Genomic DNA, 19,110 nt, shown 5'->3' on the forward strand with positions numbered 1-19,110 from the left:
GAGAGAACACCATGACTGCATCTGTGAAGAACCGCATCGCCGCTGGCGCACTCGTCCTCGGCACGGCCCTCGCGGGCCTCGGCACGGCCGCCTCCGCTGAGGAGACGCCGGCGCCGGCCGCCGCAGCCCACGACCTCACGCCCCACGTGACGGTCTCGAGCGCGAAGGCGCCGGGCTACGCGGGCGCCGTCGCCATCCGCGTCAAGAACGTCGGCTCGGAGCGCTACTACGGCGAGTTCCCCGTGGTCAGCTTCCGCGTGGACGTGAAGACGGAGAAGGGCCCCAAGGGCGTGGACCGCCTCATGACGCCGGGCTGGTACAACGGTGCCTACATGCGGGACCTCGGCTTCAACGAGAAGACGTCCACCCGCTCGTTCGAGGTGACGCTGTCCAACCCGGTCAACAAGGGCGAGGACCAGCTCATCGGCACGCTCAACTTCGGCGACGGCAACACGTCCGAGGGCCGCCTGCAGAACTCCGTCTCGGTGACGCAGACGGGCCGCCTCGAGGACGACAAGTCCACGGGCAACGACCAGGACGTCAGCTCGCTGACCATGACGACGTCCGACTTCGGAAAGAAGATGCCCGGCCTGTTCTAAGGACGGCTTCGGCGCCCGCCTGCCCTCGGCGAGCGGGCGCCCAGCCTGACCGGGCTGGCACTCGCTGACAGGGCCCGCGCCTCTGAGGGACGACCTCGGGGGCGCGGGCCCTGTTGCGTCTGACGTCATCCGCTGCCGTTTCCGAGCATGAGAAAACCCCCGCGATGTAGAAGCTACGCGGGGGTTTTCAGTGGCTCCGACCGGCGTCGATCCGGTGACCTTTCGATTTTCAGTCGAACGCTCTACCAACTGAGCTACAGAGCCTGGCATCATCCGAGATGATCACCGAGATCACGACCGATGCTCCGAAGAGCGGATCGAATCGTCAATCTGAGCGACCCTGACGGGACTTGAACCCGCGACCTCCGCCGTGACAGGGCGGCGCGCTAACCAACTGCGCTACAGGGCCTTGGATGAAATCGGCTGTGAAGTTCACGAACTTCCTTGCCGTTCCAAGAGTTAGACTCTATCATGTGTTTCCGCGCCGTGCAAACCGACGGGATCCGCATTCCTGAATCCGCTTCCCTCGCCCCAGCCGAAGCCGAGATCCGGGACGTCCACCGGGGTGGAGTACCCCCAACGGGATTCGAACCCGTGTCGCCGCCGTGAAAGGGCGGTGTCCTAGGCCTCTAGACGATGGGGGCCTGAACACTGAGTTCGAGTCTCGCGGGACTCTCTCAAGTGGACTCGTAATAGTCTAAGGCACTCTCGCGCCTGCGCACAAACCCGGGCCTCCGCTGCCGTGCACCCGCACAAAGCCCGCCGATCCGCCGCCGCATAGACTTTACACGTGTCCACCACTCACGCCGCAGAACCCCCGCACCCAGACCCTCAAGGCCCGGGTCCCGAGGCCGCCGAGGCCGCCTCCCACGGCTCCGAGCGGGCCCGGGACTCCGAGCGCTCCCGCATCCGTCCCGTCGTCGCCTCGGCCGCCGTCGGGCAGTTCGTGGAGTTCTACGACTTCCTCGTCTACGCCTACGTGGCCTCCACCATCAGCCACCACTTCTTCGCGCCCGGGGATCCGCTCGCCGGCACGCTCAAGACGTTCGGGGTCTTCGCCCTCGGCTTCAGCATGCGCCCGCTCGGCGGCCTCCTCTTCTCCCACCTCGGGGACCGCCTCGGGCGGCGAGGCGTGCTCGCCGCGGTCATCCTGCTCATGGGCGGAGCCACCGCCGCCATCGGCGTCCTTCCCACCTACGCTCAGGCGGGGGCCTGGGCTCCGGTCCTGCTGACCCTGTGCCGCATGGTGCAGGGCCTCTCCGCCGGGGCTGAGACTATCGGCAGCAACACCCTCGTGGCGGAGCACTCCCCCGCCCGTCGGCGCGGGCTCTTCGTCAGCCTCTCGTCCACGTGCATCAACATCCCGGGCATCTTCGCGGCCAGCCTCGTCCTGGCCCTCACGCATCTCATGGGCGCACCCGCGTTCAGCGAGATCGGTTGGCGCCTCTGCTTCCTCCTCGGCGGCGCGTTCGCGCTCGTGGGACTCGTCATCCGGTTCCGAGTCCAGGAGTCGCCGGACTTCCGCCGGACCGTCCAGCGGGACGCCGTGCCCCGCGTCCCCGTGCTCGAGTCCCTGCGCCGCCACCCCGGCGCCATCCTGCTCGCGTTCGCCCTCTCGGTGCTCTCCGGCCTGGGGTTCTACACGATCAGCGGCTACATGAGCACGTACCTCACCACCACGGCGCGCATGGAGCCCACGGAGGCTCTGGGGTCGAACGCGATCGCCCTCGGCGCCCTGCTCGTCCTCCAGCCGGTGGGCGGGTGGATCTCGGACGCGTGGGGCCGCGGCCGGACGCTCACGGCGGGGGCGGCGGGCATCGCCGTCGCGGCCTACCCGGCCTACTGGCTGGCCGGCCACGGCACGTTCGCCGCGGCGGTCGCCGGGCAGGTGCTTCTGGCCGCCGCGCTCGCGCTGTACTTCGGGCCGGTGACGAGCGCTGTCCTGGAGATCTTCCCGCCGCGCCTGCGCTTCTCTGCCGCGGCTCTCGGCTTCAACCTGGCGTACCTCCTCTTCGCCGGCACGGCGCCGTTCGTCAGCACGTGGCTCGTGAGCGTCTCGGGGAGCACGACGGCGCCGGCGGTCTACCTCGCCGCCGTCGCGGTCGCCGTCGGCCTCGTGACGCTCACGTTCCGGCCGCGGGGACCCATCGGACTCGCGGAGCCGTGCGAGCCGAACGAGGGTGGGAGCCGGCCGTGATCGAATTGACGGACATCGAGTTCGAGCTGGCCGTCAACGAGGCCATGGACAACCTGCCGCCGCAGCTGGCGGAGGCGGTCGCCTCGCTCTCGAACGTGGCCGTGATCGTCGAGGACCGCTACGTGCCGGATCCCGGCGAAGATCCGGACACCCAGCTCTGGGGGATCTACGAGGGCATCCCGCTGACGGAGCGGGTCTATGACGCCGAGATCGGCGCCCTTCCGGACGCCGTGGTGCTCTTCAAGGAGACCTTCCTCGAGGCGTGCGAGACCTATGACGAGGTGGTGGAGGAGATCATCACGACCATCGTCCACGAGGTGGCCCACCATTTCGGCATCACGGACGCGCGGCTCCACGAGCTGGGCTGGGGATAGAAAAGTCTGAGGCAGGGTATTCAGGATTCCCACACAGGGAAATCACAGCAGGCGAATTGAAGTGATCGGCGAAAAAGCACGGAAAAGGCCGGGCGGTGCGCCATGCTGCACCACCCGGCCTCAGCCGAGAATTCACTTTCCGTTCAGAAAGTCTGCTCTCCAGATCAGCGCGCCGGGCGCACCGAGCTGTAGAAGGAGACCACGTTCTTGCCGTCCTGGGAAGCCAGGAACTGCTTGACCATGCTGGTGATCTCCGCCGGAGTGGGCTTGTGGTTCACCGGGAGGACCACGTTCGCCGTGCCGCCGGCACGGTCGCCGCCCATGTAGTCGAGCTGAACGTTGACCGCATTCGGACGGTTCGGGAACCAGGCCCCCTCCGTGACGATCTTGCCCTGAACGTTCGGCATCGGAATCACGGTCGGCGTGCCCTGGTAGACGGTTCCCGCACCGCCGACGAGGCTGCCGCCGCCGCCGACGCCGACGTTGACGGCGCCGCTGACCAGGCCGTCAGCCGTGGTGAAGGACGCGCCCCACTGGTTGGTGCTGACCTGCACGCCTGCGGGTGCCGTGGCCACCATGCCGCCCGGGAGGGCGACCGTCCGCGCCGCAGCGGCCTGCTGAGCCGTAGCGGCGGCCGGGGCCTGCATCGGAGCGGCAGCGCGCTGGGCCACCGGGGCCTTCGCGCCCATGACGGACCAGCTGTAGGCCGGCTTCGGCGTCAAAGTAGCCGCGGCGCTGATCGTGCTGTGCGGGTTCGTGGTCCACGCGTAGGAGGAGCCGTTGGAGACCTTGGCGTGGACCTGGCGGTACGTGGCGCCTGCGGTCGGGTAGGAGACGGCCTGGGCCGACGTCGGGGCGGCAGAGGCCTTCGGAGTGACGGCGCCTGCGGCAGAACCCGCAGAGGCGAGGAGGATCGCAGCGACAGAAGCGGCAGCAGCCTTGGTGATGCGGGACATATCGATTCCCTTTCGGAATGGACTTCCCCGAATCATGAGATTCCGAGAAGTCTTGGTTTGAGACTTTCCCAGCAGTCTTCGCCGGGAACAACTCAATCCTAGGCGGCCAATATATCTATCGGTACCAATTCAAATCACAATACGGTCTCGATTGTGTGCCGGTTGCGTCTCGGGTTCCTGTGAACGTCCCCGCTCAGCCCCCGCAGGCCGGAATCAGCTGCCTCACACGACTGCGGCCCCCCTCGTCGAGGGGGCCCGCAGCGGCGGTCTGAGTGAAGCGGCGTCGCTAGAACGTCGGAATGTGCTTCGGCCCGAAGTCGGCACGGGAGGCGAGGCGCGGGTCGTCGTCGCGCTCCGGGACCACCATGATGGGGCCGCGGCCCTGAGAGAGGACCGCCTGGGACGTGGAGCCGAGCAGCATGCCCACGAAGCCTCCGCCGCCGCGGGCGCCGACCACCGTGAGGGCGGCCTTCTCGCTCTCCGAGGTGAGGACGCGGGCGGGAGCGCCGTCCACGAGGCCGGTCTGGACCTCGAGGTCGGGGAAATGGGAGAGGATCCACTCGCGAGCGGCGGCCAGCTGGGTCTGGACGTCCTCGCGGACGGTCTCCATGGCGTCGCTCGGCGGAATCCACGCCACCGTGCCGTTGAAGGGCGGCAGCGCGCAGACGAGCTTCAGCGCGGCACCGGTCAGCTGGGCGCGCTCCGCGGCCACGAGCGCCGCGAGACGTCCGCGCTCCGAGCCGTCCAGGCCGACGACGACGGTGTTCTCGCGCGCCACTCCCCGCTCGTCCTCATGGGCCACGCACTTGGGCACGACCACGGTGGGGCAGTGCGAATGGCCGGGGACGGAGGCCGCCGTGGAGCCGACGAGCAGGCCGATGAAGCCGCCGCGGCCCCGGGCTCCGAGCACCACCAGGTCAGCGCGCTCCGAGAGGTCTCGCATGACGCCGGTGGCGTCGCCGAACGCGGTGAGGGCGGTGGCGGCGACCCCTGCGGCCTCGGCCCGCTCACGGCCCTGGCCGGCCACGGCCTCCGCGCCGGCTTTGATGGACTCGTCCTCCGGCACCATGACGGCCGCTTCCATGCCGACGGTGCTGTACGTGGGGATGGAGTACGCCGTCACAATGCTCAGGGGGCGGCCCGAGCGCTTCGCCTCGTCCACCGCCCACTCGAGGGCGCAGTCTGAGCTCTCCGAGCCGTCATACCCGACCAGGATTCCCAGGCGATCAGCGGAATTCGGGGTGCTCGTGGACATGCTCTTGCTCCTTGCCTCGTGTCCTTTCAGGCTACACCCGCAGGGTGCGGAAAACCTGGGTCAGCGCTCGTCAGGAGGACGGACGGCGTGGGAGCCAGCAGGCTCGCCGCGGGCGGTGTGGGAGCCCCCGGGCTCGCCGCGGTCCGCCTGAATGAGCTTGCGGCGCGCGCCGAGTCCCACGGCGAGGGCCGCGACGAGGCCGAGCGCGATGAGCACCACCACCACCGTGGAGATCTGCTGGGACTGGCGCTCGCCGGCGGCCTCGACGGCCTTGTCCTCCGCACCGTTGCTCGGGGCCGGAGCGGGAACGCCGCTCTCCTGGACCTGGCCGCCCACGCCCTGGCCGGTGGTCACCGTGTAGGTGTAGCTGCCGGACTGCTGCGCGCCCGTCGTGGAAGAGACGGCGGCCCATGAGACGGTGTAGGACCCGGCGGGGGCCTGGGGCTTGAGGGGCTGGCGCACCAGCGTGCCGTTGAGCACCGGCTGGGCCGGAGCCCACTCGTGGCCCTTGGCGTCCTTGACGCTCACGTAGACGCTCGTCTGCACGGGGATGTCCGCGAAGGAGAGCTGGATCTCGGCCGGGCCGGGATTCGCCTGGGACCCTGCCGTGGGCTGTGAGTCCACGAGGTAGCTGTCCGCCCGCGCCGGGCCCACGGGGCCCAGGACTGCCGCGCAGGCGAGCAGCAGGGCCAGGAAGGCGTGCGCCATCCGATGACGCCCCGCCTGCGGGAGCGCCGGCTTCAGCGTGATCCGGTCCTGCACGCCTTCCAGATTACGCCTTGCGGCGCTTCAGTTCCTCGATGGCCTGGGGCAGCACGGTGTTGAGGTCGCCGACCACGCCGAAGTCCGCGATCTCGAAGACCTGGGCGTCCTCGTCCTTGTTCACCGCGACGATGACCTTGGACGTCTGCATGCCCGCCCGCTGCTGGATGGCGCCCGAGATGCCCACGGACACGTACAGCTGCGGAGAGACGGTGACGCCGGTCTGCCCCACCTGTGCGCTGTGGTCGATCCAGCCCGCGTCCGTCGCGGCACGCGATGCCCCGACGGCGCCGCCGAGCTCGTCGGCCAGCTGCTCGACGAGGCTGAAGTCGCCGTCGAGACCGCGGCCGCCGGCGACGACCACGCGGGCCTCCGTGAGGCCCGGGCGGTTGGAGACCGGCTTCGGGCTGCTGCCCGTGATCCGGGCGGCGGGGCGGGAGCCGGAGGCCTCGAGGGCCTGCACCTGCGGAGTGCTGGCCGACTCGGCCTTCTCCGCGTCCAGCGAGTTCGGCTTCACCGTGATGAAGACGAGGTCCGTCTGCGGGCGCACCGTGGTGGTGTAGCTGCCCGCGAGGACGGACTTGGTGACGGTCTGGTCCTCCGCGAGGGCCACCGCATCCGTGATGACAGCGGCGCCGCGGCGGACGGAGAGGCGGCCGAACCACTCGGTGACGTCAGCCGTGGACGGACCGAGGACGAGCGTGGCCGACGCGGCGTCCACGGCGGCCTCCAGCAGCGCGGTGTCCGTGGCGGAGAGGTCTTCTGCCGCCTTCTCCGGGGCGAGGACGCGGCCGACGCCGTACTCTCCGACGGCGGACACGAACCCGTCTTCAGCCGGAACGTGGGTGAGGACGGAGACGACGCCGCCGTCCGCGAGCTGGCGGGCGAGGGTCAGGATCTCGGACTCGGAGGAGGTCAGCTCGGCCGAGGATCCGAGGTCGACGAGGATGTTCATGGGTTCTCCCTGGTGCTCGGTGTCGGCTGGCTAGATGAGGCGCTCGGAGGCGAGGAACTCGACGAGCTTCACGCCGGCGTCGCCCTCGTCCCGGATGATCTCGCCCTGCTCGCGGGCGGGGCGCTCGTCCGCGGAGACCACCGCGATGGTGGAGGCGTCCCGGCCCACGCCTGCCGCGTCCACGCCGAGGTCCTCGAGGCTGAAGTCCGTGACCGGCTTCTTCTTGGCGGCCATGATGGCCTTGAAGTTGGGGTAGCGCGGCTCGTTGGCCTGGTCCGTCACGGACACGAGCGCGGGCGCCGCGACCTCGACGCTCTGCTGCACGGATCCGCCGGAGCGGGTGGCGGCGAGGGAGGAGCCGTCCTCCGCCCAGTCGAGCGAGTCCGCCTGGGTGACGAGCGCGACGTCCAGGAGCTCGGCGAGCTGCGCCGGCACCAGGGAGGTCTCCCCGTCCGTGGAGGTCATGCCGGTGAGCACGAGGTCCACTCCCCCGTGCTCCTCGCCGATCTTGGTCACGGCGGCGGCGAGCACCTTGGAGGTGGTCAGCGCGTCCGAGCCGGCGATGCCCGCATCCTGGACGTGGAAGCCGGCGTCCGCCCCGATCTGCAGCGCCTTCTTGACGGCCGCGGCGGCCTTCTCCGGGCCCACGGTGAGGGCGAAGACCGAGATCTCCTTGTCCTGGGCGGCCTCACGGAGGGCCAGGGCGGCCTCGATGGGGTACTCGTCCAGTTCGGAGAGGATGGACTCCTCGCGGTTGAGGGTGAGGTCGGAGGAGAAGCTCCGCCGCAGCTGGGCGTCCGGGACGTGCTTGACGAGCACGACGACGTTCATGTGGCTCATAGTTCAATCCTCACAGGGTTGGTCCTCACTCGGAAGCCCGCGCGGCCTGTTCGGCCCGGGCGATGGTGCGCTCAGCGTGGCGGACGAGCGGCGCGTCCACCATGCGGCCCTCGTAGCGGAAGACGCCGGGCTGGTCCTTCGCCGCCTCTACGAGCTTACGCGCCGCCTCCGCCTCCTCTTCGGTGGGCAGGTAGGCGGCGCGGATCGGCCCCGCCTGGCTGGGGTGGATGCAGGCCTTGGCCGCGAAGCCGCTGGCCACGGCGTCCTCTGCCTCGGCGGCGAGGCCGTCCAGGTCCGGGATGTCCACGTAGACGGCGTCGATGGCGGCGCGGCCCGCCGCACCGGCGGCCAGAAGGACGTTGGCGCGCGCCGTCGTCGCGATGTCCCGGTACGAGCCGTCCTTGCGGCGGCTCGACTGGCCTCCGAGGGAGGCCACGAGGTCCTCCGCGCCCCACATGAGCGCCACGACGCCGTCCTCCTCCGCCAGCTCTGAAGCGCGGACGACGCCGAGGGCCGTCTCGCAGAGGAGGATGACGCGGGCGCCGGCCAGGGCGGCGCGGATGAGCCGGACGGGCTCGGCGGACTCGGCCTTGGCGAGCATCACCGTGCGGAAGGGGGTGTCCTTGAGCGCGTCGAGGTCCGCCTCGAGCAGGCCCGTGTCCGCGGAGTTGACGCGGACCACGGTCCGCTCGGGGTCCGTCCCCGCCCCGGCCAGGTTCGCGCGCGCCTCGGCTTTCTTGTCCGGGGCGACGGCGTCCTCGAGGTCCAGGATGACGGCGTCCGCCCGCTCCGCAGCCTTGGCGAAGCGCTCGGGGCGGTCCGCAGGGCAGAAGAGGAGGGCTGGCCCCAGGGTGAAGGTCTGCTCGGTCATGCTCGGTCTCCTTCCGTCTCCTTCGGCGAGGACTGCATGAGCACCGAACGCACGCAGGTGGCGACGACGGTGCCGTCCTGGTTCTTCCCCGTGTGGCGCACGGTGATGATCCCCTGGCCGGGGCGGGACTTGGACGGACGCTTCTCGAGGACCTCGGACTCCGTGTAGAGGGTGTCCCCGTGGTGCAGAGGGTGAGGGAAGGCCACCTCGGAGAAGCCGAGGTTGGCCACGATGGTGCCCTGCGTCAGCTGCGCCACGGAGGCGCCCACAATGGTGGCGAGGGTGAACATCGAGTTCACGAGCCGCTCCCCGAACTCCTGCTGCTCGCTCCACGCGGCGTCCAGGTGAAGGGACTGCGTGTTCATGGTGAGCGTGGTGAAGAGGACGTTGTCCGCCTCCGTGACGGTTCGCCCAGGGGCGTGCCGGTACACGTCCCCCACCTCGAACTCGTCGAAGTAGAGGCCTCTCTGTTCGATGACGCGTCCCATGCGTCCGCCTTTCCGTCCGGGTATCCGGGCCCTAGAGTCCGAGCTCGCGGGCGATGAGCATGAGCTGCACCTCGGTGGTGCCCTCGCCGACTTCGAGGATCTTCGAGTCGCGGTAGTGGCGGGCCACCCGGAACTCGTTGATGAAACCGTATCCGCCGAACACCTGCGTCGCATCCCGGGCGTTGTCCATGGCCGCTTCGCCGGCGATGAGCTTGGCGAGCGCCGCCTCCGTCTTGAACGGCTGGCCCTTGAGCATGCGGGAGGCCGCGTCATAGTAGGCCAGCCGCGCCTGGTGGACGCGGGCGCGCATCCGGGCGATCTTGAAGGCGATGGCCTGGTTCTCGCCGATCGACTGGCCGAACGCCTGCCGCTCCTTGGCGTACCGGACCGACTCCTCGAGGCAGCCCTGCGCCGCGCCCGTGGAGAGGGCGGCGATCGCGATGCGGCCCTCGTCGAGGATCCGCAGGAAGTTGGCGAATCCGCGGCCGCGCTCGCCGAGGAGGTTCTCCTTGGGGACGTGGACGTCCTTGAGCGTCAGCGGATGCGTGTCCGAGGCGTTCCAGCCGACCTTGTTGTACGCCTTCTCCGCGGTGAACCCGGGGGTGTCCGTGGGGACGAGGATCGTGGAGATCTCCTTCTTGGGCTTGCCGTCCTTGCCCTCGGACATCCCCGTCACCGCCGTCACCGTCACGAGCCTGGTGATGTCCGTGCCGGAGTTGGTGATGAACTCCTTGGTTCCGTTGACCACCCACTCGCCGTCCTTGAGCTCGGCCTTGGTGCGCGTGCCGCCGGCGTCCGAGCCCGCCTCGGACTCGGTGAGGCCGAACCCGGCGAGGGCCTTGCCGCTCGCGAGCTGCGGCAGCCATTCCTCCTTCTGCTTGTCCGTGCCGAAGAGGTGGATGGGCATGGCGCCGAGCGAGACGCCTGCCTCGAGGGTGATGGCCACGGACTGGTCCACGCGAGCCAGCTGCTCGAGCGCGAGGCAGAGGGCGAAGTAGTCGCCGCCCTGGCCGCCGTGCTCCTCCGGGAACGGAAGGCCGAAGAGGCCCATCTCCGCCATCTGGGACTGGATCTCGTAGGGGAACGAGTGCTCCTCGTCATGCTTCGCCGAGACGGGCGCGACGACCTCGTCTGCGAACTCCCGGACCGCGTCCGAGAGCGCCTGGTACTCCTCCGAGAGCTCCCACGTGTTGAGCTCGATGTCCTGGTTCATGCTGGTCCACTCACTTCTGTTCAGGGGCCTCGTCTGAGGCCCCGCTCGGGGATGGGTGTGCGGTCTGGTCTTCCGGCTCGATCCGGGCGACCACCTGGTCCAGGGAGACCTGGTCTCCTGCGCCGACGAGAACCGTGACGGCTCCCGCGATGCTCGCCGTGATGCGGTGCTCCATCTTCATGGCCTCGACGGCGAGGACCGTCTGGCCTTCCTCGACGTGCGAGCCCGACTCGGCCTGGACGGCCACCACGGTGCCCGGCATCGGCGAGCGGAGCTCCGGCCCGGTCTCGCCCGGAGGGTGCTCGCGGTCCTGGAGCATCCGCGCCACCTCGCCGGCCCGCGAGCGCACCGACAGGGCGAACGTCCGCTCCCCTTCCGTCACGTGCACGACGACGCCGGCCGCCGTGTCCGCGCTGCCCTCGCCGAGGGCCTTGCTCACGGTCCGGTCCGACGTCTCGGACGGCCGGGGCCGCTGAGAGAGACGGGCGCCGAGGGCGAACCCGTCCCTGGTCCAGGCGGTGCCCCCGCCTGTGAACGCGGGCGTCTTCTCCTGTCCGGCGAACTCGCGGACGAGCTGCTCGAGCTCCTCGTCCGGCTCGGCCCACTCGATCTCGGGGACGATCCGCTCGATGAGCCCTGTGTCCAAGCGCCCTGCGAGGACCTCGGGATGGCTCACGAGCGCGTGGAGGAACTCGATGTTGGTCTCCACGCCGAGCACGACGGTCCGCTCCAGCGCGCCGGCGAGACGCTCGAACGCCTCGCGCCGGGTGGCTCACCAGGCGATGGCCTTGGCGAGCATCGGGTCGTACTCCAGTCCGACCACAAGGCCCTCGACGAGGCTGGAGTCCATGCGGATTCCGCGGCCGCGCGGCTCCTCGAGTCGCAGAACCGTGCCCTCGGTGGGCAGGAAGCCGCGGGCCGGGCTCTCCGCGTAGATGCGGGCCTCGACGGCGTGGCCGTTGAGCCGGACGTCCTCCTGCCGCAGCCTGAGGCTCTCCCCCGCCGCGATCCGGACCTGCTGCTCCACGAGGTCCACGCCCGTGACCATCTCCGTGACGGGGTGCTCCACCTGGAGGCGGGTGTTCATCTCCATGAAGTAGAACGTCTCCGGGTCCGCGTCCGAGACGAGGAACTCCACGGTGCCGGCGCCCACGTAGTCCACGGCGCGGGCCGCGTTGACGGCGGACTCGCCGATGCGCGCCCGCGTGGCCTCGTCCAGCAGCGCCGAAGGCGCCTCCTCGATGACCTTCTGGTGCCGGCGCTGCAGCGAGCACTCGCGCTCCCCGAGGTGGATGACGTTGCCGTGCTGGTCCGCGAGGACCTGGACCTCGATATGGCGAGGCGTCTCGATGAGCTGCTCGATGAGGAGCGTGTCATCCCCGAAGCTCTGCTTGGCCACGCGCCGGGCCGCCGCCAGCGTCTCGGGCAGGTCCTCGAAGCGGTCCACGCGGTGCATGCCCTTGCCGCCGCCGCCTGCCGACGGCTTGATGAGGGCCGGGTAGACCATGTCCCGCGCCGCCTCGATGAGCTCGTCGTCCGAGAGGCCTGGCTCCGAGACGCCGCCCACGAGCGGGACCCCGTACTCGGCCACCTGCTGCTTGGCGCGGATCTTGTCCCCCATAACCTCGAGCGCGTGCTCCCGGGGCCCGATGAACGCGATCCCCTCCCGCTCGCAGGCCCGGGCGAACTCGACGTTCTCCGCGAGGAAGCCGTAGCCGGGGTGGACGGCCTCCGCGCCGGTCTGGCGGGCGGCGTCGAGGATCGCCCCGATGCTGAGGTAGCTCTCCGCGGCCGCAGCAGGGCCGATCCGGACTGCGCGATCCGCCTCGCGGACGTGGAGGGCCCCGGCGTCGGCGTCTGAGTACACCGCCACCGACTCGATGCCCATGCGGCGGAGGGTCCGGATGACCCGGACCGCGATCTCGCCGCGATTGGCGATGAGGACTGTGCTGAACATGGGTGCTCCTACATCCTGAAGAGGCCGAAGCGCGGCTCGGGCAGGGGCTGGAGGGAGACGGCCGCGAGCGCCATCGCGAGGACGCGCCGCGTGTCCTCGGGCTGGATCACACCGTCATCCCAGAGCCGGGCGGTGGAGTAGTACGGGCTTCCCTGGCGCTCGAACTGCTCGCGGACGGGCGCCTCGAACTCCTCCTGCTCCTCAGCGCTCATCTCCTCGCCGGAGGCGGCGAGCTGGTCCTTCTTCACCGTGGACAGCACGGAGGCCGCCTGCGGACCGCCCATGACGGAGATGCGCGCGTTGGGCCACATGAAGAGGAAGCGCGGGGAGTACGCCCGGCCGCACATCGAGTAGTTGCCGGCGCCGAACGACCCGCCGACGACGACGGTGAGCTTGGGGACGCGCGTCGTCGACACCGCCGTCACCATCTTGGCGCCGTTGCGGGCGATGCCGCCGGCCTCCGCGTCCCGGCCCACCATGAACCCGGTGATGTTCTGGAGGAAGACGAGGGGGATGCCGCGCTGGTCGCACAGCTCGATGAAGTGGGCGCCCTTCTGGGCGGACTCGGAGAAGAGGATGCCGTTGTTGGCGACGATGCCCACCGGGTGTCCGTCGATGTGCGCGAACCCCGTGACGAGCGTGGTGCCGTAGTCCTTCTTGAACTCGTGGAACTCGCTCGCGTCCACGAGGCGGCCGATGAGCTCGCGGACGTCGTATCCCGCATTGACGTCGCTCGGGATGATCCCCGCGAGGTCCGAGGCCTCCAGGTCCGGCTCCCGAGCGGCGATGACGTCCCAGGCCGCGGTCTTCTGCTGCGGCAGCGTGTCCACGATGTCCCGGACGATCTCCAGCGCGTGCGCGTCGTCCTCCGCGAGGTGGTCCGTCACGCCGGAGCGCACGGAGTGCAGCTCGCCGCCGCCCAGCTCCTCGGGGGTGACCACCTCGCCGATGGCCGCCTTCACGAGCGGCGGCCCGCCGAGGAAGATGGTGCCCTGGTTGCGGACGATCACCGTTTCATCGCTCATGGCGGGCACGTATGCGCCGCCGGCCGTGCACGAGCCGAGCACGGCCGAGATCTGCGGGATGCCCTGCGCGGAGAGGTTGGCCTGGTTGAAGAAGATGCGGCCGAAGTGGTCCCGGTCCGGGAAGACCTCGTCCTGCATCGGCAGGAAGGCACCGCCGGAGTCCACGAGGTAGACGCACGGCAGACGGTTCTCCGCCGCGATCTCCTGAGCCCGCAGGTGCTTCTTGACCGTCATGGGGTAGTACGAGCCGCCCTTGACCGTGGCGTCATTGCACACGACCATGCAGAGCCGCCCGCGGATGAGCCCGATTCCGGCGATCACGCCGGCGCCCGGGCACACGTCCCCGTACATGCCGTTGGCCGCGAGCGCCCCGACCTCGAGGAACGGCGAGCCCTCGTCCAGGACCCGCGCGATCCTCTCCCGCGGGAGCAGCTTCCCGCGCTCCACATGGCGCCGGCGGCTCTTCTCCGGGCCGCCGAGCGCAGCGGTCTCCGTGCGCTCGCGGAGCTCGCTCCACAGGCGCGCGTTGGTCTCCGCGTTCCGCGCGAACTCGGGCGAGTGCCGGTCCGCCGTCGTCTCCAGGGAAGCCATAGCCAACCTTTCGGTTTCAGTTAGCGCCCGCTAACTGAGTTAGACTATAAACACGTTCGAGACCGATGTCCACAGTCCGTCCAGACTGGTCCGGAAGCCGGAGGGGAGGCGCCCATGGAGACCACCGCGCGCGGCCGCGCCAAGGCCCAGCGGCGCTCGCAGATCCTCGACTCCGCCGCGCAGCTGTTCGCCCGCTACGGCTACGCGCACGTGCCCCTGGACGCCATCGGGGAGAAGGCGGGCATCTCGGGGCCGGGCGTCTACCGCCACTTCGGCAGCAAGCAGGACATCCTCAAGGAGATGCTCAACGGGGTGTCCACGTTCCTCGTGGACGGCGCCCGGGTCATCCGCGCCTCCGCGGACACGCCGCTGGACGCGCTGTTCGAGCTCATCGAGTTCCACGTGGACTTCGCCGTGGCCAACAAGGACGTCATCCGCGTGCATGACAGAGACTTCGGCTCCCTGGACAAGCCCCACCGCTCAGAGGTCAGGGAGGCCCAGAGGACGTACGTGGCCGAGTGGCAGGACCTCCTGCGCCACGTGCACCCCCATCTTGACGAGGAAGAGCTGGAGACGCGGGCGTTCGGCGTCATCGGGCTCATCAACTCCACCGCCTACTCGCGTCCGCGCACCGGAACCACCACCCGGCACATCGAGGACGTGCTCACCCAGATGGCGCGCTCCGCCGTGGACGCGCCGGATCCTTCACCCTCACGGCAGAAAGAGGTCGCATCATGACGGACGGTTACTTCAGCGAGGAGCACGAGGAGTTCCGCGAGGTCGCACGGGAGTTCAACGAGCGCGAGGTCGCCCCGCACTACGCCGAGTGGGACGAGAAGCACATGATGGACCGCTCCGTGTGGACCGCGGCCGCGGAAGCCGGGCTCGTGGGCCTCGCCATCCCCGAGGAGTTCGGCGGCATGGGCCTCACGGACTACCGCTTCCGGGCGGTCATGGACGAGGAGTTCGTGCGCGCCGGCCACATGGCGCTCGGCCTCGCGCTGCACCTGCATGACGACTGGGTGCTCCCCCACATCCTCGCCTACGGCACGCAGGAGCAGAAGACGCGCTGGCTGCCGGGCATGCTCTCCGGGGAGCTCGTGACGAGCGTGGCGTTCACGGAGCCCGGCGCGGGCAGCGACCTGCGCGGGGTCCGCGCCAAGGCCGTGAGGAACGGGGACCACTACGTCCTCAACGGGCAGAAGACGTTCATCGGCAACGGCATCTCGGGAGACGCCGCGCTCGTGCTCGCGCGGACGGACGGCGGCAAGGGCCGCGGCAGCCGGGACAGCTTCAGCCTCTTCCTCGTGGAGAAGAAGGACCACAAGGGCTACACCGCCGGCAACCAGCTGGACAAGATGGGCCTCAAGGCCTCGGACACGGCGGAGCTCTTCTTCGACGACGTCGAGGTCCCCGCCGCCAACCTCATCGGCGAGGAGGGCAAAGGCCTGGACTACGTCGTGGAGCAGCTGCCCCAGGGCCGTCTCGCCATCGCCGTGGCTGCGGTGGCCGTGGGCAAGGGCGTCCTCGCGGAGACCGTGGAGTTCACGTCCAGCCGCAACGTGTTCGGCGAGCGGGTCCTGGACTTCCAGAACACCCAGTTCGAGCTGGCGGAGCTCTCCGCGGAGCTCGAGGCCTCCGAGGCCTACGTGCAGCGGGCCATCGAGCGCTTCAACGCGGGCGAGCTGGACGCGGTGGCCGCCTCCAAGGTGAAGCTGCAGGCCGGTTCCATGGCCAAGGACCTCGTGGACCGCTGCCTCCAGCTCCACGGCGGGTTCGGCTACATCGTGGAGTCCTCCGTGGCGCAGGCCTACATGGCGGTCCGGCTCCTCACGATCTTCGGCGGCACCAACGAGATCCTCAAGGACACCGTGGGGCGGAGCATTGCGGCGTCGGTGAAGGAAGGCTGAGACAGACACGTCGAGGGGCATTCTCTGCGTCCCAGCGAGCTCGGGGTCCAGAGAATGCCCCTCGGCGTCTTGGCGTCCGTGCACCGTCACGCAAACGACCCGGCTGCAACGTGGGAGCGCCTTCCGGCTCAGCGCCGGACTACACCTCGCGGAGCCTCGAAGTCTTCTCGAGATCCCGCAGTCCTTCGGGGAGAACTCGCTCCCCCGCCGCGTCGACCACCTTCAGTCCGAGCGTCTCAAGGACCCTCACCGCCTCAGCAGGGCAATCGCGGATCACGGCCGCGGTCTGGGAACGCCGATATCTGATTCGGCTGTTCACGAGGACCTTGCTCCATTCGGAGCCGGGCTTGATTCCGAACTCGGTCGAGACCATCTGAAGGACGTCTTCCAGCGCAGGCCGGAACCTCGGCCCTCCCACAGGAAAGTGGAGCGTAGACATCCGCCCAGCCGAGGCCGGCTTCTTAAGGGACGCACGAGCCCGGCCCCCATTGAGCCCAGCGATCCCCAAGAGCAGGGACATCTGGTCTCGATGCGCATGGACATGCAGATGAGCCGATGGGAGCCCGCCGCTCTTCCCGTCTTCATATTCGTATCGGAAGAGCGGATCTTTTCCGGGCTTCAGAGAGCCGTGCACCTTGATCGAAGACTCCCGGACGGCCAGAAAGGCCCGTTGCGAGTCCTGCTCGCACTTGTAGACGATCGACACCGACAAGCCGTTGTCATCCCGGATCGGAAGGGGGACCCCTTGAGCGTCCTCTTCCGTGATGATGAACCGGTCTTCGAGCCGCTTCAGTTCGCAGTTGACCGCTTTGCCCGTAAAGGCCGACAGGGTCGCAGCGAGCTCATCGGAGAATCTGCGGGCCTGGTCCGCAAAGACAGAGCTCACTGCTTGAGGAGCCAGGCGAGATCATGGATACGCCGATACAGCGAGTACTGCTCCGGCTCCAGCGCACCCGCGGCGGCAAGCTGTTCAGCCGCCTCCATGGGCATGGCCAGCTCGCCCTTGAGGGCCTCAACCTCTCGGAGCGCCTCAGCTGCAGTGAATTCGTAGACGATGGTGGTCCCCATGTCACCCTCCCCTCATGCCACCCCGCCTGTGCGTCCGGCGAGCGCGACCAATTCAGGTTAGCCGCTTCACCTGGGAAAAGCCACACACTCGTTTTCTCCTGTGCTATCAAGGCCCCCTCCCCTCCGCCGCGCCTCCTGGTCTAGAGTCGGACGAAAGCCGTGTGACCTGACGCACACAATCGGGCCTGCACGGCGCCGTCCGCCTCAACCGGACGGCGAGCACGACCCGCCCGGCGGCGGCTCCGCCCGCCGGCCTCACCGCAGAGGAGCCCCATGAGCACCGACCGCCCGGCAGCAGCGGCCGCGCCCGAGCCCGCAGACCGCGCCAAGTCCGCGCAGCGCCCAGCCCCCGCCCTCTCCCACGACACCGCTCTCCCCCACGACACCGCCCTCTCCTACGACGCCGGCCCCACCGAGACGCCGCTCCTCGAGCAGACCATCGGCCAGAACCTCCGAGAAACCGCCGAGCGCTTCCCGGACCAGGACGCCCTCGTGGACGTCCGCGCGGGCCGCCGCTGGACCTACCGCGAGTTCGTGCGGGACGTGCGCTCGCTTGCCACCGGCCTCGCCCGAGCCGGAGTCAAGACCGGGGACCGCGTGGGCATCTGGGGACCCAACTCGTGGGAATGGGTGCTCGTCCAGTACGCCACCGCGGAGATCGGCGCGATCCTCGTCAACATCAACCCCTCCTACCGGCAGCACGAGCTGGACTACGTCCTCAACCAGTCAGGCATCTCCACCGTCATCAGCAGCGCCAAGTTCAAGACGAGCGACTACCCCGCGATGCTCGAGGCCGCCAGGCCCAATGCTGCGGCGCTGTCCGCCGTCGTCGTCATGGGGACACCCGAGTGGGACGCGCTGTTCGAGGAGCCGGACGATGCGCTCCTCGCGGAGATCGGGAGCGCGCTCTCGCCGAACGACCCGATCAACATCCAGTACACCTCCGGCACCACCGGCCGCCCGAAGGGCGCCACGCTCACCCACCGGAACATCCTCAACAACGGGTTCTTCGACGGGGAGCTGGTGCACTACACGGAGAAGGACCGGATCGTCATCGCGCCGCCGCTGTACCACTGCTTCGGCATGGTGATCGGCTGCCTCGCGGCGACGAGCCACGGGGCGGCGGTCATCCTGCCCTCGCCCGCGTTCTCCCCGGCGGACACGCTGGACGCGGTGCAGCGGGAGAAGGCGACGAGCCTCTACGGGGTGCCGACCATGTTCATCGCCGAGCTCGCCCTCCCCGACTTCGAGTCCTACGACCTCTCCACCCTCCGCACCGGCGTCATGGCCGGCTCGCCGTGCCCGATGGAGGTCATGAAGAAGGTCATCGACCGCATGAACATGCGCGAGGTGTCCATCTGCTACGGCATGACCGAGACCTCGCCCGTCAGCTTCCAGACGCGCACGGACGATTCGCTCGAGCAGCGCGTCGGCACCGTGGGACGCGTGCACCCGCACGTGGAGGTCAAGATCACGGACCCCGGCACCGGCGAGACCGTCCCGCGCGGGCAGGCCGGCGAGCTCTGCACGCGCGGCTACTCCGTCATGCGCGGCTACTGGGACGACGACGCCAAGACCCGCGAGGTCATCGACGACGAAGGCTGGATGCGCACCGGCGACATCGCCGTCATGGACCAGGACGGGTACGCCCAGATCACGGGGCGCATCAAGGACATGGTCATCCGCGGCGGTGAGAACGTCTATCCGCGCGAGGTGGAGGAGTTCCTCTACACGCACCCGGACATCGTGGACGCGCAGGTCATCGGCGTGCCGGACGAGAAGTACGGCGAAGAGCTCATGGCGTGGGTCCGCCTGCGCGACGGCGCCGAGCCGCTCACCGCCGAGACCGTGGCCGCGTTCGCGGACGGGCAGCTCTCGCGGCACAAGATCCCGCGATACATCCACGTGGTCAACGAGTTCCCGATGACCGTGACCGGCAAGGTGCGGAAGGTCGAGATGCGGGAGCGGGCCATCGAGATCCTGGGGCTGTAGGCGCCTCGGCCTGCGGCGCCGGGGTTGGGCCCTGCGCGCCGGGTTCTGCGGGCGCCC

17 protein-coding genes, 3 tRNA genes and 1 pseudogene are annotated in these 19,110 nt (G+C 69.4%); 6 read left to right on the forward strand and 15 right to left on the reverse strand.

The annotated features are described in order from the left end of the window. Nucleotides 1-11 precede the first annotated feature (11 nt). Nucleotides 12-599 carry a hypothetical protein gene (locus H9I38_RS08295; protein WP_226338322.1) on the forward strand — a complete coding sequence of 196 codons (588 nt, stop codon included), beginning with the start codon at nt 12-14 and terminating at the stop codon, nt 597-599. Nucleotides 600-790: 191 nt separating this feature from the next. On the opposite strand, the gene H9I38_RS08300 is transcribed toward H9I38_RS08295, so the two are convergent. The 3 genes from H9I38_RS08300 to H9I38_RS08310 all read right to left on the reverse strand — a co-directional run bounded on the left by H9I38_RS08300 (nt 791) and on the right by H9I38_RS08310 (nt 1,243). After that, nucleotides 791-863, reverse strand: a tRNA-Phe gene (locus tag H9I38_RS08300). Nucleotides 864-934: 71 nt separating this feature from the next. Then, nucleotides 935-1,008 (reverse strand) — tRNA-Asp (locus H9I38_RS08305). Between the two features lie 162 nt (nt 1,009-1,170). Continuing rightward, a tRNA-Glu gene (locus H9I38_RS08310) sits at nt 1,171-1,243 on the reverse strand. A 146-nt stretch (nt 1,244-1,389) separates the two neighbouring features. Between H9I38_RS08310 and H9I38_RS08315 the strand changes: the two genes are divergently transcribed. Further along, a complete protein-coding gene (locus tag H9I38_RS08315; protein WP_226338323.1) occupies nt 1,390-2,796 on the forward strand; it encodes an MFS transporter in 1,407 nt (468 codons plus the stop codon). Further along, nucleotides 2,793-3,170: a metallopeptidase family protein gene (locus tag H9I38_RS08320; RefSeq protein ID WP_226338324.1), complete on the forward strand. Its 378-nt coding sequence runs from the start codon at nt 2,793-2,795 to the stop codon at nt 3,168-3,170. The genes H9I38_RS08315 and H9I38_RS08320 overlap by 4 nt, the downstream gene beginning before the upstream one ends. A gap of 164 nt (nt 3,171-3,334) precedes the next feature. Here the strand turns inward: H9I38_RS08320 and H9I38_RS08325 are convergent, their stop codons facing one another. From H9I38_RS08325 to H9I38_RS08370, 10 genes and pseudogenes are all read right to left on the reverse strand, one after another. Beyond that, nucleotides 3,335-4,126 carry a hypothetical protein gene (locus tag H9I38_RS08325; protein ID WP_226338326.1) on the reverse strand — a complete coding sequence of 264 codons (792 nt, stop codon included), beginning with the start codon at nt 4,124-4,126 and terminating at the stop codon, nt 3,335-3,337. A 286-nt stretch (nt 4,127-4,412) separates the two neighbouring features. Further along, nucleotides 4,413-5,381 carry a universal stress protein gene (locus tag H9I38_RS08330; RefSeq protein WP_226338327.1) on the reverse strand — a complete coding sequence of 323 codons (969 nt, stop codon included), beginning with the start codon at nt 5,379-5,381 and terminating at the stop codon, nt 4,413-4,415. A gap of 60 nt (nt 5,382-5,441) precedes the next feature. Then, nucleotides 5,442-6,143, reverse strand: coding sequence for a copper resistance protein CopC (locus H9I38_RS08335; protein WP_226338328.1), 702 nt, complete (start codon nt 6,141-6,143; stop codon nt 5,442-5,444). A gap of 10 nt (nt 6,144-6,153) precedes the next feature. Next, a complete protein-coding gene (locus H9I38_RS08340; RefSeq protein WP_226338330.1) occupies nt 6,154-7,098 on the reverse strand; it encodes an electron transfer flavoprotein subunit alpha/FixB family protein in 945 nt (314 codons plus the stop codon). Between the two features lie 30 nt (nt 7,099-7,128). After that, nucleotides 7,129-7,929, reverse strand: a complete 801-nt coding sequence (locus H9I38_RS08345; protein WP_226338411.1) for an electron transfer flavoprotein subunit beta/FixA family protein — start codon at nt 7,927-7,929, stop codon at nt 7,129-7,131. Nucleotides 7,930-7,963: 34 nt separating this feature from the next. After that, on the reverse strand, nt 7,964-8,809 hold the full coding sequence (locus H9I38_RS08350) for an HpcH/HpaI aldolase/citrate lyase family protein (protein WP_226338331.1): 846 nt from the start codon (nt 8,807-8,809) through the stop codon (nt 7,964-7,966). Further along, entirely contained in the window at nt 8,806-9,297 is a 492-nt protein-coding gene (locus tag H9I38_RS08355; RefSeq protein WP_226338332.1) for a MaoC family dehydratase, read from the reverse strand. The genes H9I38_RS08350 and H9I38_RS08355 overlap by 4 nt, the downstream gene beginning before the upstream one ends. A 31-nt stretch (nt 9,298-9,328) precedes the next feature. After that, complete coding sequence (locus H9I38_RS08360) at nt 9,329-10,510, reverse strand: acyl-CoA dehydrogenase family protein (RefSeq protein WP_226338335.1); 1,182 nt, start codon at nt 10,508-10,510, stop codon at nt 9,329-9,331. A 10-nt stretch (nt 10,511-10,520) separates the two neighbouring features. Then, nucleotides 10,521-12,467 (reverse strand): annotated as a pseudogene (locus H9I38_RS08365) (biotin carboxylase N-terminal domain-containing protein). Between the two features lie 8 nt (nt 12,468-12,475). Further along, on the reverse strand, nt 12,476-14,083 hold the full coding sequence (locus H9I38_RS08370) for a carboxyl transferase domain-containing protein (protein ID WP_226338337.1): 1,608 nt from the start codon (nt 14,081-14,083) through the stop codon (nt 12,476-12,478). A gap of 114 nt (nt 14,084-14,197) precedes the next feature. On the opposite strand from H9I38_RS08370, the gene H9I38_RS08375 reads away from it, so the two are divergent. Together H9I38_RS08375 and H9I38_RS08380 are read left to right on the forward strand one after the other, a co-directional pair. Next, entirely contained in the window at nt 14,198-14,821 is a 624-nt protein-coding gene (locus H9I38_RS08375; protein WP_226338338.1) for a TetR/AcrR family transcriptional regulator, read from the forward strand. Further along, nucleotides 14,818-15,993 carry an acyl-CoA dehydrogenase family protein gene (locus H9I38_RS08380; protein WP_226338340.1) on the forward strand — a complete coding sequence of 392 codons (1,176 nt, stop codon included), beginning with the start codon at nt 14,818-14,820 and terminating at the stop codon, nt 15,991-15,993. Before H9I38_RS08375 ends, H9I38_RS08380 begins: the two co-directional genes overlap by 4 nt. Before the next feature lie 139 nt (nt 15,994-16,132). Here H9I38_RS08380 and H9I38_RS08385 read toward each other — a convergent pair whose 3' ends face one another. Together H9I38_RS08385 and H9I38_RS08390 are read right to left on the reverse strand one after the other, a co-directional pair. Continuing rightward, on the reverse strand, nt 16,133-16,879 hold the full coding sequence (locus H9I38_RS08385; protein ID WP_226338341.1) for a hypothetical protein: 747 nt from the start codon (nt 16,877-16,879) through the stop codon (nt 16,133-16,135). After that, nucleotides 16,876-17,061, reverse strand: a complete 186-nt coding sequence (locus H9I38_RS08390; protein ID WP_226338342.1) for a hypothetical protein — start codon at nt 17,059-17,061, stop codon at nt 16,876-16,878. Before H9I38_RS08390 ends, H9I38_RS08385 begins: the two co-directional genes overlap by 4 nt. A gap of 273 nt (nt 17,062-17,334) precedes the next feature. On the opposite strand from H9I38_RS08390, the gene H9I38_RS08395 reads away from it, so the two are divergent. Continuing rightward, nucleotides 17,335-19,053: an AMP-binding protein gene (locus tag H9I38_RS08395; RefSeq protein WP_226338343.1), complete on the forward strand. Its 1,719-nt coding sequence runs from the start codon at nt 17,335-17,337 to the stop codon at nt 19,051-19,053. The last annotated feature ends 57 nt before the right edge of the window (nt 19,054-19,110 follow it).

Origin of the sequence: Arthrobacter sp. UM1, from assembly GCF_020483305.1 — a bacterium.
Lineage (GTDB): Bacteria > Actinomycetota > Actinomycetes > Actinomycetales > Micrococcaceae > Falsarthrobacter.